The following is a 15,922-nucleotide window of genomic DNA, read 5'->3' on the forward strand; positions in this document are numbered from 1 at the left end:
ATCCCTCTCTTCGGTCACCCGTTTTAGTTCAGCTTTGAGTCGCTGGATCTCTGACAGAGCTGAATCTTCCGCTTTTCTGCTCACTTCTGGTTTGCTGTATCGGGCAATCCAATCATGCATACTTTTGTAACTAACGCCAAGTCGCTCAGCCACTTCTGCAATCTTATAGCCCCGCTCAGTGACTTGTTTAACGGCTTCAATTTTGAACTCATCGGTATAACGTTTTCCACTCATAATTCACCTCATTTTTACCTATTATTATATAGCTATGAGATGTCTACAAAAGTGGGTCCATACCAACCCAGCAAGGTCGGTTTCCCTCCCGTGGAGTATTGGCAAGGCACCAGCCCTAACCAAGCCGCTAAATGCCGTCCATTTTTAAATTCGTTCACGTTGGGGATATCGGATAAGCACTGTGCCGCTGTCAGTGTACCTACACCGGGGATAGACATAAGAAGTTGAGCATTACTATTACTATCAACCAGTTTTTTGAGTTTTTCGTCCTGTCTCGCAACGCGTTCATTTAGGTCATTATAATATTCATGATGCTCGATTAACTCTTGCATGAGCATGGGAGACAATGGGACGTTTTTCTCTGCCAGCCACTGAAACAAAGACTTCATTTTGCCATGACCTGTCGGAAAACTGAGTCCAAACTCTAATAAAATAGCGCCTATTCGAGACATGCAGGCTGTTCGCTCTTTGATATAGCCCGAACGTATTTTTTGAATCACCGAGATCACTTGGGCCGATTCTGTTTTGATACTCACAAAACGCATGTTAGGTCGCATCGCAGCTTCTGCAATAGCGTCCGCATCAATGCAGTCATTTTTATTGGTCTTTACATAGGGCTTTACGTACTGTGGGGGGATGAGTTTGACTTCATGACCAAACTTCTGACATTGACGTGCCAGCCAATGAGAACCTCCGCAAGACTCCATTGCAATAATGGTTGAGGGTATATTCGCAAGATGTTCTAGCAATTTAAATCGTGTAGGACGTTTTCGATATTGCTCTCGTCCAACATGATTATGAGCAACAAGATGAAAAGAAGATTTGCCTAAATCGATTCCAATGACTTTAATAGTAAACATGATGGTTCGCCTCTTTGTTTAGCCACCCTCTAAGCATAGCTCAGAGGTGAAGCGGACCATCTAATTAAGCCCCTAGAAGTTAGCGTTAACTAACTTTCTAGGGGCTTATTTTATATGGTGGGCCTGCCCCGACTTGAACGGGGGACCTGCCGATTATGAGTCGGATGCTCTAACCAACTGAGCTACAGGCCCTAAAAGCGTTGCAGATTATAACGACATGCTTGCCGCTTGCCAAGAAGTCGATGCAATTTATATGTAATAAATCTTCGAAAGTGGTTGATTACCAGACTATTTTTCAAAAAGTCTCACATTCGCCCCACTGTTTGACCAATTTCTGCTCAACTTTTATACATGACTTTGTAGATTATTCAGCTCGCTCAAAAGCATACTTATTGTCGCTGAAGGTAACCTTATCCTTAATCGCATCCAAGGCAATCAAATGTAAAAGTTCCTCTCTTGTCGTACAAGCATCTGGCAAAATACTAATTTGATAAAGATTAGCCGCATCTGAAATTGCGGTATGCGCAACGCAGTTTTGCGTCATCATGCCGCAGACAACCAAGCGATCAACTTCTAGGTCTTCTAGCACTTGCGTTAAATTTGTTTCTTGGAAAGCATCTGCGTGTTGTTTGGTTATGATAGGTGCATCGGGAGTAGCATCTAAAATAGCTTGATGAAGTTTAACCCCTTCGGTGCCTTCTACAAAAAAAGGCGACTCACTATCAGAGACATGCTGCACAAGCACAATAGCAGCATCATTTTCTTTTGCTGCATCTATGGCGCTCAGAATCTCTTTTAACGTGTTTTCAGTGTTCCACAAAGGAAATTTCCCTTTATCAAAATAATCGTTTTGTGGATCGATGACTAATAAAGCAGTACGGCTCATAATTTAGCTCCTATTTTTTACAAGTTATTGGTAAGCACAGTCGTCGTGCAAAAGCCTCCAATTAGAATCGCAAAACTATAGATTCCATTACAGTGTCAAATTTGCCATATTAGAAGTCAAAATTGACAAATAGGTTCTTTCTTTGAAACATTATCAAATCGCAGTGATCGCTTACCCTTATAGCCTCTTATCGGCAGTACACGGTTTTTCAGAAACATTCGAGCTGGCTAATGAAGCTTGTGAAGAAACTGATTTAGATGTTCGAATCACCACTCACATTTTAAGCGAGACAGACCTGCTTAAAGCCACCAGCAAAGCACCACATTATCACGCGGTTTTATTATCACCGACGTTAGAAAAGGCCAGTTACAGCAGTAATAACGAAGTCATCACTGACTTTTTAATAACACAACATCAACAAGGAACCATTCTGTGCAGTGCTTGTGCTGGTGCTTTTTTCTTGGCTTATACTGGCCTAACTGAGAAACGTATAATGACTACTCACTGGGCGTTAGAAAACTCATTCAAAGAGCGTTTTCCTAAACAAGCCGTAGATACGTCGAAAATATTGATTAATCAAGGCGATATCATCAGTGCTGGCGGCATGATGTCTTGGATGGATTTGGCAATGGAGTTGATACAAGCGTTAACGAATGCCAATATCGTTCGTCAGCTGAGCAAAACGTTAGTCATAGATACAGGCAAAAGAGAGCAACGCTATTATCAGCAGTTCCAACCTAACTTCGACCATGGTGATACGGCTATTCTCACTGTTCAGCATTACTTGCAGGGGCATTTTAACGAACAACAACGAACCACAAACATGGCCACTTTAGCGAAACTCACACCAAGAACTTTTTTAAGACGTTTTGCAAAATGCACAGGTCTAAACCCGAACGAATATTTGCAACGCATCCGCATTCAAGTGGCATGTGACACCTTAGAGCAAACAACACTACCGTTCGAAAGCATTGCTTTACAAGTAGGATACGAAGACGTGGGGAGTTGCCGAAAAGCTTTTCAGAAAATCATGGGCTTAACACCTAGTGCTTTTCGTCAGCGCTTTGTCTCGTCAATATCTCAGTAACTCATAGACGAGCTTGGCGACCAATATCTCCTGGTGTTACACCAATGACTTTTTTAAAAGTACGACGAAAAGCGGCTTCACTTTGATATCCCAACTCATCGCTTAAAATAGCGAGGTTTCTGTCACCATTTTTTATCCGTTGCGCGGCGAGACGCATACGCCATGATGTTAAATAAGCCATGGGAGACATGCCCATCGTACTTTTAAACAAGCCACTAAATACCGAGCGCGACATACCGGCTTTATCGGCAAGACTAGCCACCTGCCAAGCTTGCTGAGGTTGTTCATGAATGGCAACGATTGCCCGCGCCAGCCTGGCATCACTTAAGCCAGCTAATAAGCCCAATTCGATTTTTTGATGCTGTATAAACAATCTAAGCATTTGCACTAAATAGGCTTCGGCTAATCTTTCCGTCACCACTTGGGAGCCACAACGAGGCTGTAAGCTTTCAGTGAGCAAGATGGTTTTTAAGAGGGCCAATTGCTGAGCAATCTCATCACCTTTGTCGACTCTCACCCATTGCCATTCTAAGTCCAACAAGGGATTAAGTGCTTTTGTGGCAAAATCAAATTCACAAACGAATAATGTACTTTCAGTGTGTATGCCTTGAATAAGCGATACGCTGAGGTCCTGTCCCGTCGCAAGCCACACACCATCACCCTGTTGCAACTCGGTTCGGTTATCGCCTTGCGCGGTTAACGAAAGCGCCCCAGTCACTAAGTAAAGCCAATAGCTTGAATCAACAGACAAAGCCAAGGGCTCATTCTGACGAGTGAAATGAAAAACACTTATCGAAGCTGCCTTAGGACGAAAGGCACTTAATACCGATGAAAGACGATCCATGAGGATTTATCCTTATATAAAAATACGATCTGCAATATTTAAAACACTATAGATCATCAATCGTATCACCTTTTCTCATAAACTGTCCTCATCAAAACCAACAACAGATTATGAGGTAAGCGAAATGGTCGTCCTAAAACCCAGAACAGTCACACCTGCTCTCACCATAAATACTCTAAAAGAGCCTTGGGTACTGGCACAACAAACACCGGAAAACTTTACCATGGTAGTGGTTTATCGTGGCTTACATTGCCCAATTTGTAAAAACTACCTAAGAGAACTAAGCCGCTTAGCAAACGACTTTGCTGCGAAAGGAGTAACTATTCTTGTACTAAGTTCCGACACAAAAGAAAGAGCGGAACAAGCATCAAGGGAATGGGAGATTGAAAACTTAACCATGGGTTACGGCCTTACCGCTGAACAGTCCCAAGCTTGGGGATTACACAGAAGTGCTGGCCGAGGTATCACCAGCATTGGAATTGAAGAACCTAGTGAATTTACTGAACCAGGCTTGTTCTTAATTCGACCTGATCACACCCTCTATTGGAGCAACATCAGCACCATGCCTTTTGCGCGTCCGCACTTCAAAGAAGTACTTGGAGCAATTGAATTCGCTGTCAGCAACAACTACCCAGCACGTGGCGAACTAATTTAACCACGACCATGTAATCTCATAACATAAAAAGTAGAATTGAAGCTTCAGCTCTACTTTTTATCCCGCCACACCTCAATCAACAGCCTTACATTGCCAATCTGCAACACAAAAAAGTGCATCGATGACCGTCATGAAAACGCCTTAAGTATTTCTATTAACAAGACAATGCCAGCTCATTTAAACGGCATAACATAGAAAATAGTCAGCGGGAATGATAGAACAACCTTAAATAATTAGGCGATCTCTATCTGGTAACAAAAGATTTCTGCGGTCCCATGGGAAACACGATATTCCAATGGGGTTTTACGCCACTCGCTCAATAGCAGCAACAGGGTTATTTTCTTCAACACTCAACGTTTCAGCTGTTAGTTTGGACGGCTTGGTTAATATTCTGGAAAGCAATTGAGTTTCCGGCATCCCCACCCAATTCAAGAGACGTTGCGGTTATTAGTTTTTGTATCTACTTTAAATCATCAATATTACTCAGCACCCATGCACTATTATGCTGGATAAAACCAATTTTTGGATAATAATCAACCGCTTGCGGAGCAGATAATAAAATCAAAGAACACTTAGGTTGCAAAGCTTCTTTGGTCATACGAATTAAGGTTTTACCAATTCCCGACGATTGAACCGATTCATCCACCGCCAAATCAGATAAGTAACAGCAAAAGGCAAAATCCGTTACAGAACGCGCTACTCCCACCAAATGCTCGCCTTGCCAAGCCGTTATCAATAAGTTGGCGTTTTCTAACATGGCGTCTATCGTTTCCACTTGGTCGATAGGACGACGTGCACCAAGCGTGGTTTTAGACAAGAGCTCAATGAATTGAGCAGAGGTAATAGACTGATTAACCTTGTACTGAATAGACATACGATAAACACCTTTTACGATGCAATAAAAAAAACCAGCATAGAGTAATTTTTATACGGATAAAATAAGTAAATGCTTACCTTAAGTTAAGCCTGAGCGACCAAGCTATTTCTAATAGAGATTCATTAGCGATCTGCCGATAAAATGCGCAATGCCACTCCAGCAGCGGAAGTGCGGTTTTCAACTCCGAGCTTAGGAAAAATTTGCTCAAGATGCTTATTAACCGTTCGTGGACTCATCTCCAAAATTTCTGCAATTTCACGATTGGTTTTACCATTGGCGATCCAATGCAAGACTTCTGACTCTCGGTCGGTTAGATCCAGCTCTTTCTTTAATAATGCTGGCCCCGTCGGTTTATCTCCATCTTCCAATCTTAACAACACTTCTTTTTGCTCAGTCATTCCCATCATTTTCAGCGCCAAAGGATAGTCCAAGCCACCGAGTTTCAATACGTTGCCAACCACAGGTTGATGAGCCAACCAAAGTCGTATTTGCAAAGCCAGTTCCGTAGCTTGCCATTCAGTGCTAGCACGAGCCTTGGCAAGCAGAGCATAGGTTTGTGGCGTTGCCCAAGCGATTTCACCAGCAAAGGTGGTCGTCATCAAATACTGCCCCATGCTGTCCAATGCAGACTGAGCGTTGTTACTCAAGCGAGCATTCGACAAATGCACTCGCATTCGAGCAATCAGTTCATTGGGCTGAATTGGCTTGGTGAGGTAATCCACACCACCAGCTTCTAACCCTCGCACAATGTCATCCGTATCACTCAACCCTGTCATAAAAATAACGGGGATAGATGCTAGGCTTTGATCGGCTTTTAACGCCCGACAGGTTTCAAAGCCATCCATATTTGGCATGATGGCATCCAGTAGAATAATGTCAGGTCGAATCCGTCTGGCAATGGTTAAAGCTTGTTTTCCTTCAAGAGCGACGAGCACATCCATATTGGCCGCTTCCAAGGTGTCATGAATCAGGCTCAACGCATCTGGCGAATCATCGACCACTAAAACAATGTCACTTTTACTACTTGGATTCATCATTAGATTTCTCACTCACGTCACGATTTTCACAAGCATGCTGTTTTAAATATTGGACAATGCCGTCGAATTGAAAGCTTTGATACAAACTTTCCAATTGTTGTAGATGAATAGCGGCAATCACCTTTGTTTTAGCGAGTTGATCAAGAATGCCTCGCACGCCTTTTTTATAGCCCATTTCTGCAAACGCCATCAGCTCGCGCACACTTTCATGATCAGGAATCGTGGTTGGTTGTTGATCATCTGATGTAATGAGACTCGTCTCTTCATTCGAGCTAGAAGACTTATCAACTAGAACCGGCGTCATGGTGTCTAACTCGGTTTCTTGATACACCCAGTCCAGCACCAACCAATGTTTAATAGCGTCCAACAAAGCACTGTTGTTCACCGGTTTGACTAAATATTGATTAAAAGCGGCTTGCTCATCTGGTTTGCGTTGGTTTTCTTTGGCATCGGCAGACAACATGATTATCGGCACACTATAAGCACGATCACGGAGTAACTTCGCCAAGCTCAAACCATCCATTCCTGGCATAGACACATCTAATACAAACAGATCTGGCGAACAGGACTCCAGCTCATCCAAACAGTTTTCGGCATCAGATGCTTCCAAAACATGAAAGCCAAGTGGCACAAGAATATCTGACAACAAACCACGTACCACAGGATCATCATCCACCACCATTAAAGTGCGTTGATAACCTTGATAACTCACAATACGTTTGTATTCATAAGTGGCGCTATCTCCTTGACTCACCCAAGGCAACAGCAGACTGACGCGAAACTCACTGCCCTCGCCCACCACAGAATGAGCCTGCAAATCACCGCCCATGATATCCGTGAGCAACTTCACTATGGTCAATCCCAAACCTGTGCCTGGAAGATTGCCCGTACTGACGTCACGAACTCGCTCGAAAGGATCAAAAATTCGCTTTAAATGGCCTTCTTTAATGCCAACACCCGTGTCGCGAATCACAAACTCGGCGACTTGGTTACGATAATTCACTTCAAAGAAAACCGAGCCTTTTGGTGTGTATTTCACCGCATTAGATAGCAAATTGATCAAAATTTGTCGCAAGCGTTTTTCATCTGTCACCACATGCTGAGGCAAAGGTGCCAGAATTTTCGACTGTAATTGAATGCCTTTATCACGCGCTTGCATAGCAAACATGCTGTTTAGCTGGTCAATTAATTTAGGTAAATCCACTGTGTTGCGATAGAGATCAAAACGCCCTGCTTCGATCTTCGAAATATCCAACAAACCTTCAATCAAATCGGCCAGATACAAACCACTGCGATGAATAATATCCAAGCCATTTTGATGGCCCGATGGCGTATTGGCTTTTTCAGATAACAGCTGTGCATAACCAATAATCGATTGCAGCGGCGTCCGAAGTTCATGACTGATCCCCGTAAGATAACGACTTTTCGCCTCATTTGCTCGCTCTGCTTGATCTTTGGCATGCTGTAAAGCGCGATCCGTCTCTTGGTGAGCATCAATCTCGCGAATCAATTTTCGAGTTTGCCGATTCGACTCTTTCTGTGCCACCACACGACTTTCATGGGCAAGCACAAATAACCAAGACAAGACACCAGAGACAATCAACAAAGTAAAAAACAGCGCCAACATAGTCTCTTTCAGTAAAGCTTCTTCATTCAGAGAACTGGGCGCCATTTGCCGGTAAATCAACATCATCAGCGCAGCATTGATAATATTGATCACCAACAATAACGACGTAAAACGGCCAAAGCGCGAACTCAAAGCTTTCACCCAACCTTTGGGCAAAAACAGTTTTAAGAAATAATCACTTTGCTGACCAATGCTCGCCTGTGGCTTGCAGCTGTCTAAACAGCGCACATCCAAGGAACAACACAAAGAACAAATCGGCTGCATATAAGCCGAACAAAAACTCATGTCTTCCTTTTCAAAAACATTTTCACAAATCCCACAGGTCAAAGTGACATAGTTTGGCTTCTGCTGCTTTGCTAATGCTATCATTGGAATCAGTTCGGGACTTTGGCGTGCTAAGTAATACTTCCCCTTGGTGAGCCATGCGATCAGTGGCACAAAGACAAAACACGAGCCCAGCGAAATAAAGTGACACAAACTTTTTGCCACTTCGCCAAAGACACCTAAATAACTCACTAATCCTAATGTCGTCGCGATCAACATCGACCCAGTTCCTACTGGGTTAATGTCGTATAAATGCGCCCGTTTAAACTCCACATAGTTAGGGCTTAGTCCCAAGGGTTTGTTAATTAATAAGTCTGCTGCCAAACTCCCCAACCAGCTCACGGCAGCTATCGCAAACACGCCTAGAATCGCGCCCAAAGCTTGGTAAATCCCTAACTCCATCAGCAATAACGCAATGGTCACGTTAAACACTAACCAAACCACACGCCCCGGATGGGAATGAGTTAAGCGCGAAAAGAAATTTGACCAAGCAATGGAACCCGCATACGCGTTGGTTAAATTGATTTTCATCTGACAGATAAACACAAACACCGCAGCCAACAACAAGGCCGTAGTCGGAGAGGTAGTCAAAAAGAAAAAGATGCGCTGATACAAATAAGTAGGGTCTGTCGCTTGAACCACACTAGCACCATCAGAAATCGCTAAATAGGCCAAAAATGAGCCTAACAGCATTTTGATCGCCCCTATAAACACCCAACCTGGGCCAGCTAAAATCAACCAAAACCACCAGCGTCGGCGGTTTTGCTTGGTCTTAACGGGAAAAAAACGTAAATAATCGACCTGCTCGCCGATTTGCGCCATCAAAGCAAACAATACAGATGCAGCAGCTCCGAACAACACCCAATCAAAATGCGTGCTTTGTGGTAATTCCGCTGGTGCATATTGCGTCCAACCTTCGAAGTTTTGGTACTCCTGAGTCACTACCACCCCAATCGCAGCGACTTGCAACACCAACCAAATCCACTGGCTGCCATTTTGAAAACGACTGATAGCACGAATACCGTGCGTTACGATAGGAATCACAAAGATAGCCGAAAGCGCATAACCCAAGGCCAACGGAATGCCCAACAGAACTTCAAACGCCGAGGCTAAAATCGCTGCTTCGATAGCAAAAAAGATAAATGTGAATGTGGCGTAAATCAGTGAGGTTATCGTCGACCCAAGATAGCCAAAACCCGCTCCTCGAGTCAGTAAATCTATGTCCAAGCCATGCTTGGCAGAATAATAAGCAATGGGAAAGCCAGTAATGAAAAACACCGCCAATACCGTGAGAATGGCCGCTACGGCATTGGTAAAACCATACGCCAGTGTAATAACCGCGGCCAATCCTTCTAGAGCTAAAAACGCAGTAGCACCGAGCGCCGTATGACCGACACGCTCGATGCTCATGGTATGACCTTGCTTGGAAGTATAGCGTAACGCGTAATCTTCCATCGTTTGGTCGGCAACCCACTTGTTATAGTGGCGTCGCACTTTAAAGATCTTTTGTGCCGCGGTCATAACATCTCAGACTTAGGTAGTAGAGCGCCGCTCCCTGGCTTACAAAACAAAAGTGAGTTAGGCAAAAGCAAGCACCAAACCCGCTGTCGCAATTAAAGAACCACTAATGCGTGTCACCAAAGGCGTACCGATTTTCGCCATTACCTGACCAAAGCCTAGACCAACTGCATGCAAACCCGCTGTTGCCAAAGCAAACCCCAGTGCATATTGCAAACCATTCGCCGTTAACGGCATTTCCATACCATGAGCGGCACCGTGGAATAACGCAAAACCACCAGCAATCGCAGCACAAACTAAGGTTGGCAAACGTTTAGCGAACAGCACCAAAGCACCCAAAACGATCACCGACAGCAAAATACCTTGTTCAACAAATGGCACTGTCATTCCAGCGACAGCCAGTCCACCACCAAGGATCATCGTCATAACAAACGCGACGGGGATTGCCCACAAAGCACGACCACCAATACTCGCCGCCCAAAGACCAATCGCCACCATAGCCAAAAGATGATCTAAACCACCCATAGGGTGAGAAAAGCCCGTCATAAAACTGGACGCGTGTTCATGCCCCGGATGAGCAAATACAGAACCTGTCGCTACTAACAAAGCCGCAGCAAACAAGCCTTTTGTTTTCAATGCCTTCATGATTTTTCTCCTAATACTTGATCAACCAAAACTTAATACTTCCCAACAAGGTTATGAGCACAGATACCGTTTAAACGACGGCTTTCGCTGCAGGTATTTCTTTTGCTTCCAACATCCCTTCAGACACAATTATCTGAATAATTTCATCCAAACCTTGGGCACTTTTGAGGTTAGAAAAAATGAAAGGACGATCGCCACGCTGAATTTTGGCGTCGTGCGCCATAACATCCAAAGACGCGCCAACCAAAGGTGCTAGATCGGTTTTATTAATAATCAATAAATCCGATTTCGTAATACCAGGACCGCCTTTACGAGGAATTTTGTCACCAGCAGATACGTCAATTACATAAATAGTAAAGTCGGATAACTCTGGGCTGAACGTCGCACTTAAGTTATCACCACCACTTTCCACAAATACCACATCCAATGCGCCATGGCGTTCTAATAACTGATCTATTGCCGCTAAGTTCATCGACGCGTCTTCACGAATTGCCGTATGAGGACAGCCGCCTGTCTCCACACCCAAGATACGATCCGCATCCAAAGCTTCATGCTGGGTTAAGAACTTCGCGTCTTCTTGGGTGTAAATATCATTGGTCACCACGGCAATGTTGTAATAGTCACGCATAGCACTACACAAAGAACGCAATAAAGCGGTTTTGCCTGATCCTACTGGACCACCTACACCAATTCGTAATGTTTGTTTTTTCATATTAGGTTCCTTGTTCTTAACTCAATAATTAATACTCGGCGGTTCTTAGCTCCTCGTCTCCATAAGGAGGGAACTAAAACATTAAGAGCGAAATAGCCGCGAGTATTGTGTTTCGTGTAGCGCGCTAGCGATGGCGATAGCGGGTAATCCAGCACCAACACGCTCTTCTTCAATATTTAATGACATGGCAATGGCATGTCGAATATCTGTCTGTAACTCACCTAGCAATTCTTGCGCTTGTGTTTGCCCAAGCGGGACTAGCTTGGTTGCCGCAGCAATTTGGTTTTCTAGCCAAGACCAAGCAAAGCCTAGACAAGCAAGATCCGCTTGTAGCCCCCAATGGTTGGCCGCAATGGCAAACAAGGTAACAAAGCTCATCTCATCTAAACGCTTAAATGGCGTATCTATTTGCAGGCTGCCCATTAGACGAAATAAAGCTTCTCCCATCGCAGTATCATTCAGTCGCAGCTCTTTAGTTTCTCGGCAGGCCAGTACCAAATCATTCAGTTCAAATAATCTTTCTGTGTTTTGCTGCTTAGCGGCGTCCATACATAACCGCAGCACAGGTAAATCCACACGAGCTAGCGATTGTTGCAATTGCAAGCCAATCCAGTCCGATACTTCGGCTTTGTTTTTCACCCAACCTTGATCGATGGCATATTCCATGCCCTGAGAAAAAGCAAAGCCACCCACAGGCAAACCCACGCTGCTTAATTGCAAAAGCCGCAATAAGCGAATGTCAGTGGTGACAATGTTAGTGGTGACTGTGTCCATGACTGTAAGCTCCAGATTCAGGCACAAACACCGCTTCTTCATGGGTAACGATCAAACCAAGCATATGTAACATGTCTTCTAATACATGGTCTGGTTTGATACGTAGCCAACGCTCACCAATTTGGATTTTGGTATGGCGATTACCTAAGTGATAACAAGCCTTGGAAAAAGCTTCCCAATCTTCGCAACTGGCATGAGCCACATTTTCTACGGCACCAGCGACTTGAACTATCTTGCCGCATTCAGATTTTAAGAATTCCCCTACTAAAAGCGGTTTACCGCGTTCAAGAAAAACACGAACTTCCTCGTTATTTTCACCGACAAGTTTTAAACGTCCGCGGTCACGCTGTTCATGGGTTAACGTCACTGTGGTGTAAACCGGATCATGGCAATGTGTGCCTAATCTTTCGTAAATATCTAGCATAGTACCGTCCTAAAAAGCGCGCTTAAAAAAGCGTATAAAGTTGTGCGAGAGGTAACCTCTCCGCAGGCTCACAGGTTAATAACTCCCCATCCGCACGCACTTCATAGGTTTGCGGATCGACAGTAATATTTGGGAGCCAATCGTTATGGATCATATCGAGCTTGGAAATATTGCGCGTGTTTTTACAAGCCACCAAAGTACGTTCCAATCCAAGACTTTCCTTCAAGCCATTATTCAATGCGGCCTTAGATACAAAGGTCACAGACGTGGCTGCCGCAGCCTTACCACAGGAGCCAAACATAGGCCGATAATGCACAGGTTGTGGGGTTGGAATGGAGGCATTTGGGTCACCCATTGGAGCGCTGGCAATCATGCCGCCTTTGATAATCATCGAAGGTTTCACGGCAAAAAAAGCGGGCTTCCACAAGACCAAATCGGCCATTTTTCCCGGTTCAATTGACCCCACTTCGTGACTGATACCATGAGCAATGGCAGGGTTGATGGTGTACTTAGCAATATAACGACGAGCACGAAAGTTATCCGCACCCAATTCTTGATCTTCTGGTAATAAACCAAACTGCTGCTTCATTTTGTGGGCTGTTTGCCATGTACGAGTTACCACTTCTCCCACTCGTCCCATCGCTTGCGAGTCTGAGGAAATCATACTGAAAGCGCCACGATCATGGAGAATGTCTTCCGCGGCAATGGTTTCTTTACGAATACGCGAATCCGCAAAGGCTACGTCTTCTTCAATATTACTGTCCAAATGGTGACACACCATTAGCATGTCTAAATGCTCATCAACCGTGTTGTGAGTATAAGGACGCGTTGGATTGGTTGAAGAAGGTAAAACATTTGGGTTAGAACAAGCTTGAATAATATCAGGAGCGTGACCGCCGCCTGCGCCTTCGGTGTGATAAGTGTGAATAACACGGTCTTTAAAAGCATCAATGGTGCTATCAACAAAGCCCGATTCGTTCAGTGTGTCGGTATGGATAGCTACTTGCACATCGTAGGCTTCTGCGACACTCAAACAACAATCAATTGATGCTGGGGTAGTTCCCCAATCTTCATGCAATTTTAGCCCACATGCTCCCGCTTCTAACTGCTCTTCTAAGGCCTCTGGCAGACTGGCGTTACCTTTGCCTAAAAAACCTAAGTTCATCGGCATACTGTCGGTTGCTTGTAACATCTTGCCAAGATACCAAGGCCCGGGTGTACAAGTCGTTGCTTTCGTTCCCGTGGCAGGTCCAGTACCGCCACCAATCATGGTGGTGACGCCAGAGGTTAAGGCTTCTTCCACTTGTTGCGGACATATAAAGTGTATGTGGGCATCAATGCCACCCGCGGTTAGAATAGAACCTTCCCCAGCAATCACTTCGGTGCCAGGGCCAACCACAATATCCACATTATCTTGTACGTCTGGGTTGCCTGCTTTACCGACTTTAAAAATACGGCCATCTTTGATGCCAACATCGCCTTTCACAATTCCCCAATGGTCCAACACCAGAGCATTGGTAATCACCAAATCCACGGCAATCTCATTGGTCACTTGGCTTTGTCCCATACCGTCACGAATGACCTTGCCACCACCGAATTTCACTTCGTCACCATAGACGGTGAAATCTTTTTCCACCTGAATCCAAATATCAGTATCGCCTAAGCGCACACGGTCGCCAGTAGTCGGGCCGAACATCTGCGCGTAACTTTGTCTGTCCATCGTCGCCATTATTCTGCTCCTACCAATTTACCCATGACTTCACCTCGGAAACCGTAAATGGTCTTCGTACCTGCGTATTCGACTAACTCCACTTCACGACCTTGACCAGGCTCAAAACGCACAGCGGTGCCAGACGCGATATTCAAACGAAAACCTTTGGTTAATTCACGATCAAAAGACAAGGCTGGGTTCACTTCGTAAAAATGATAATGGGAGCCAATTTGCACAGGACGATCACCGGTATTTTCGACGCGAATTTTCACCGTCTTGCGACCAACATTGAGTTCGATAACGCCTTCGGCTACCTGAATTTCACCTGGAATCATGATGTTTTCCTTTTAAAAGAAGAACCTGATACATACATTCAATGACGTAACGAGTAGTCATTAATTTATAGGGTTATGAACGGTGACTAACTTGGTCCCATCTGGGAACGTCGCTTCCACCTGCACTTCGTGGATCAACTCCACCACACCATCCATCACTTGTTCCGCGCTTAATAAGGTTTTGCCGTAGGCCATTAATTCCGCCACGGTTTTACCATCGCGAGCGCCTTCGATAATTTCCATGGTGATGTACGCCATGGCTTCGGGGTAGTTCAATTTTAGACCACGATTCAAACGGCGCTCGGCAAGCAAGGCAGCGGTAAATACAAGAAGCTTATCTTTTTCTCTTGGCAGGAGTTCCATTTATATCTATGCCTCATTGTGTGACTTTTAAATTAAATTTAATGAACCAAAATAGAGCGTACGCACAATTTTAGGTCGCCCAAATTCTTGGCTCATTGGATTCTTTGTTGATTAATGCGGGGCGAATTTCTCGCCAACACTGAATAAATAGCTGCTTCACTTGTTCGGAGTCATGATGAAGACTGCGCACGAAAATGTACTCGCCAACCAAACTTACGCCACTCACTGAGTTATGTTGCGCGCAATGTTTTCGTAGGGAGTCGATCAGTTCATCATGGCTCGCTGAATGAGAAGCGTTGGTCAGGTCAAAGGGTCCTGCAATCATCAAACCATTAATGGGTTTGCCAGCTAGCCCAGCTTTGGCCGCGAAAACCGTTCGGCTACTATCATCTATCACCAAACGTTCACGCACCTTAAGACGACCATTTTGGCGAATCTCAAAGCCCTGCTCTGCATGACCTTGCGCAAAATCCTCTTGATTGGCGGGTAAACCAAAACACGTTATTTCCCAACCAATAAACTTGGCGTTATCCGCAAGATGTATACGGTTTTCAAGGCGCGTGTGGGCATTGGGATACAGAATGGTTTCTTGTGGCAACCATTCCATTAAGCTGTTTTCAGCGACGTTCAACTGGGTAATTTGATGCTGTAGAGTTTTGTCTTTACGAGCACGATAAACACGCCCAGCACCCGGAGTAGTGATCAAAACATGCGTATTTTCGGCTAGGTTTGCCGTGATAGTGAGACGATCCCCAGATACCAAACCACCTGGCGGATGCAATAAGTAGATGTGTGCCGTGTCTCGACCTTCAGGATAAAAAGGCTTTTGCACATACAAAGGCCCTTTATGGTCAGAGGTTTTCAGCACAGTACCACGGGCTGTTTTACTAAAGCCTAATGTCAGAAACGCATGCCACTGCGAAGCACCAACTTCGGGCAACATGGACGTTTCTATCAGCGGCTTTTGTTCGAATTCTTCTGCTAAAGCAAGATTATGTTTATTATTCAT

General features: G+C 44.7%; 16 protein-coding genes, 1 tRNA gene and 1 pseudogene. 2 read left to right on the forward strand and 16 right to left on the reverse strand.

The window, feature by feature from the left end; genetic code table 11:
* The 4 genes and pseudogenes from C0J08_RS17185 to C0J08_RS17200 all read right to left on the reverse strand — a co-directional run.
* Positions 1–234, reverse strand: a 234-nt coding sequence (locus C0J08_RS17185) for a transposase (protein ID WP_212653135.1), incomplete at its 3' end; no start/stop codon positions are given.
* A gap of 65 nt (positions 235–299) precedes the next feature.
* Positions 300–1,094, reverse strand: a pseudogene (locus tag C0J08_RS17190) (IS110 family RNA-guided transposase); the annotation flags it as partial.
* A gap of 115 nt (positions 1,095–1,209) precedes the next feature.
* Positions 1,210–1,286, reverse strand: a tRNA-Ile gene (locus C0J08_RS17195).
* Between the two features lie 172 nt (positions 1,287–1,458).
* Positions 1,459–1,980, reverse strand: a complete 522-nt coding sequence (locus C0J08_RS17200; RefSeq protein ID WP_212653136.1) for a cysteine hydrolase family protein — start codon at positions 1,978–1,980, stop codon at positions 1,459–1,461.
* A gap of 142 nt (positions 1,981–2,122) precedes the next feature.
* Between C0J08_RS17200 and C0J08_RS17205 the strand changes: the two genes are divergently transcribed.
* Positions 2,123–3,067 carry a GlxA family transcriptional regulator gene (locus tag C0J08_RS17205; protein ID WP_212653137.1) on the forward strand — a complete coding sequence of 315 codons (945 nt, stop codon included), beginning with the start codon at positions 2,123–2,125 and terminating at the stop codon, positions 3,065–3,067.
* A 1-nt stretch (position 3,068) separates the two neighbouring features.
* Here the strand turns inward: C0J08_RS17205 and C0J08_RS17210 are convergent, their stop codons facing one another.
* The gene (locus C0J08_RS17210) at positions 3,069–3,911 is read right to left on the reverse strand and encodes an AraC family transcriptional regulator (RefSeq protein ID WP_212653138.1); all 843 of its coding nucleotides are present in this window, start codon (positions 3,909–3,911) and stop codon (positions 3,069–3,071) included.
* 124 nt (positions 3,912–4,035) lie between these two features.
* On the opposite strand from C0J08_RS17210, the gene C0J08_RS17215 reads away from it, so the two are divergent.
* Positions 4,036–4,566, forward strand: a complete 531-nt coding sequence (locus C0J08_RS17215) for a peroxiredoxin-like family protein (protein ID WP_212653139.1) — start codon at positions 4,036–4,038, stop codon at positions 4,564–4,566.
* A gap of 460 nt (positions 4,567–5,026) precedes the next feature.
* On the opposite strand, the gene C0J08_RS17220 is transcribed toward C0J08_RS17215, so the two are convergent.
* The 11 genes from C0J08_RS17220 to C0J08_RS17270 form a co-directional block, all read right to left on the reverse strand.
* Complete coding sequence (locus C0J08_RS17220) at positions 5,027–5,440, reverse strand: GNAT family N-acetyltransferase (RefSeq protein ID WP_212653140.1); 414 nt, start codon at positions 5,438–5,440, stop codon at positions 5,027–5,029.
* Positions 5,441–5,565: 125 nt separating this feature from the next.
* The gene (locus C0J08_RS17225; RefSeq protein ID WP_212653141.1) at positions 5,566–6,480 is read right to left on the reverse strand and encodes a response regulator transcription factor; all 915 of its coding nucleotides are present in this window, start codon (positions 6,478–6,480) and stop codon (positions 5,566–5,568) included.
* Positions 6,464–9,952: a hybrid sensor histidine kinase/response regulator gene (locus C0J08_RS17230; RefSeq protein ID WP_212653142.1), complete on the reverse strand. Its 3,489-nt coding sequence runs from the start codon at positions 9,950–9,952 to the stop codon at positions 6,464–6,466. Before C0J08_RS17230 ends, C0J08_RS17225 begins: the two co-directional genes overlap by 17 nt.
* Before the next feature lie 57 nt (positions 9,953–10,009).
* On the reverse strand, positions 10,010–10,594 hold the full coding sequence (locus C0J08_RS17235; RefSeq protein WP_212653143.1) for a HupE/UreJ family protein: 585 nt from the start codon (positions 10,592–10,594) through the stop codon (positions 10,010–10,012).
* A gap of 70 nt (positions 10,595–10,664) precedes the next feature.
* On the reverse strand, positions 10,665–11,306 hold the full coding sequence (gene ureG, locus C0J08_RS17240) for an urease accessory protein UreG (RefSeq protein ID WP_012068677.1): 642 nt from the start codon (positions 11,304–11,306) through the stop codon (positions 10,665–10,667).
* Positions 11,307–11,387: 81 nt separating this feature from the next.
* On the reverse strand, positions 11,388–12,080 hold the full coding sequence (locus C0J08_RS17245) for an urease accessory protein UreF (RefSeq protein ID WP_212653144.1): 693 nt from the start codon (positions 12,078–12,080) through the stop codon (positions 11,388–11,390).
* Positions 12,061–12,504: an urease accessory protein UreE gene (locus tag C0J08_RS17250; RefSeq protein ID WP_212653145.1), complete on the reverse strand. Its 444-nt coding sequence runs from the start codon at positions 12,502–12,504 to the stop codon at positions 12,061–12,063. The genes C0J08_RS17245 and C0J08_RS17250 overlap by 20 nt, the downstream gene beginning before the upstream one ends.
* Positions 12,505–12,526: 22 nt before the next feature.
* The gene (gene ureC, locus C0J08_RS17255; protein WP_212653146.1) at positions 12,527–14,233 is read right to left on the reverse strand and encodes an urease subunit alpha; all 1,707 of its coding nucleotides are present in this window, start codon (positions 14,231–14,233) and stop codon (positions 12,527–12,529) included.
* The gene (locus C0J08_RS17260; RefSeq protein ID WP_012068673.1) at positions 14,233–14,550 is read right to left on the reverse strand and encodes an urease subunit beta; all 318 of its coding nucleotides are present in this window, start codon (positions 14,548–14,550) and stop codon (positions 14,233–14,235) included. Before C0J08_RS17260 ends, ureC begins: the two co-directional genes overlap by 1 nt.
* A 60-nt stretch (positions 14,551–14,610) precedes the next feature.
* On the reverse strand, positions 14,611–14,913 hold the full coding sequence (locus C0J08_RS17265; protein ID WP_110575688.1) for an urease subunit gamma: 303 nt from the start codon (positions 14,911–14,913) through the stop codon (positions 14,611–14,613).
* Between the two features lie 70 nt (positions 14,914–14,983).
* Positions 14,984–15,922, reverse strand: a complete 939-nt coding sequence (locus C0J08_RS17270) for an urease accessory protein UreD (RefSeq protein WP_212653147.1) — start codon at positions 15,920–15,922, stop codon at positions 14,984–14,986.

The sequence above is a fragment of the Marinomonas sp. CT5 genome (assembly GCF_018336975.1).
Taxonomy (GTDB): domain Bacteria; phylum Pseudomonadota; class Gammaproteobacteria; order Pseudomonadales; family Marinomonadaceae; genus Marinomonas.

What these genes read in the sequence shown, in the direction of transcription:
- C0J08_RS17200 (WP_212653136.1), bottom strand. Translation starts at nt 1,980, where the DNA reads ATGAGCCGTACTGCTTTATTAGTCATCGATCCACAAAACGATTATTTT.
- C0J08_RS17210 (WP_212653138.1), bottom strand. Translation starts at nt 3,911, where the DNA reads ATGGATCGTCTTTCATCGGTATTAAGTGCCTTTCGTCCTAAGGCAGCT.
- C0J08_RS17215 (WP_212653139.1), top strand. Translation starts at nt 4,036, where the DNA reads ATGGTCGTCCTAAAACCCAGAACAGTCACACCTGCTCTCACCATAAAT.
- C0J08_RS17220 (WP_212653140.1), bottom strand. Translation starts at nt 5,440, where the DNA reads ATGTCTATTCAGTACAAGGTTAATCAGTCTATTACCTCTGCTCAATTC.
- C0J08_RS17225 (WP_212653141.1), bottom strand. Translation starts at nt 6,480, where the DNA reads ATGATGAATCCAAGTAGTAAAAGTGACATTGTTTTAGTGGTCGATGAT.
- C0J08_RS17230 (WP_212653142.1), bottom strand. Translation starts at nt 9,952, where the DNA reads ATGACCGCGGCACAAAAGATCTTTAAAGTGCGACGCCACTATAACAAG.
- C0J08_RS17235 (WP_212653143.1), bottom strand. Translation starts at nt 10,594, where the DNA reads ATGAAGGCATTGAAAACAAAAGGCTTGTTTGCTGCGGCTTTGTTAGTA.
- ureG (WP_012068677.1), bottom strand. Translation starts at nt 11,306, where the DNA reads ATGAAAAAACAAACATTACGAATTGGTGTAGGTGGTCCAGTAGGATCA.
- C0J08_RS17245 (WP_212653144.1), bottom strand. Translation starts at nt 12,080, where the DNA reads ATGGACACAGTCACCACTAACATTGTCACCACTGACATTCGCTTATTG.
- C0J08_RS17250 (WP_212653145.1), bottom strand. Translation starts at nt 12,504, where the DNA reads ATGCTAGATATTTACGAAAGATTAGGCACACATTGCCATGATCCGGTT.
- ureC (WP_212653146.1), bottom strand. Translation starts at nt 14,233, where the DNA reads ATGGCGACGATGGACAGACAAAGTTACGCGCAGATGTTCGGCCCGACT.
- C0J08_RS17260 (WP_012068673.1), bottom strand. Translation starts at nt 14,550, where the DNA reads ATGATTCCAGGTGAAATTCAGGTAGCCGAAGGCGTTATCGAACTCAAT.
- C0J08_RS17265 (WP_110575688.1), bottom strand. Translation starts at nt 14,913, where the DNA reads ATGGAACTCCTGCCAAGAGAAAAAGATAAGCTTCTTGTATTTACCGCT.
- C0J08_RS17270 (WP_212653147.1), bottom strand. Translation starts at nt 15,922, where the DNA reads ATGAATAATAAACATAATCTTGCTTTAGCAGAAGAATTCGAACAAAAG.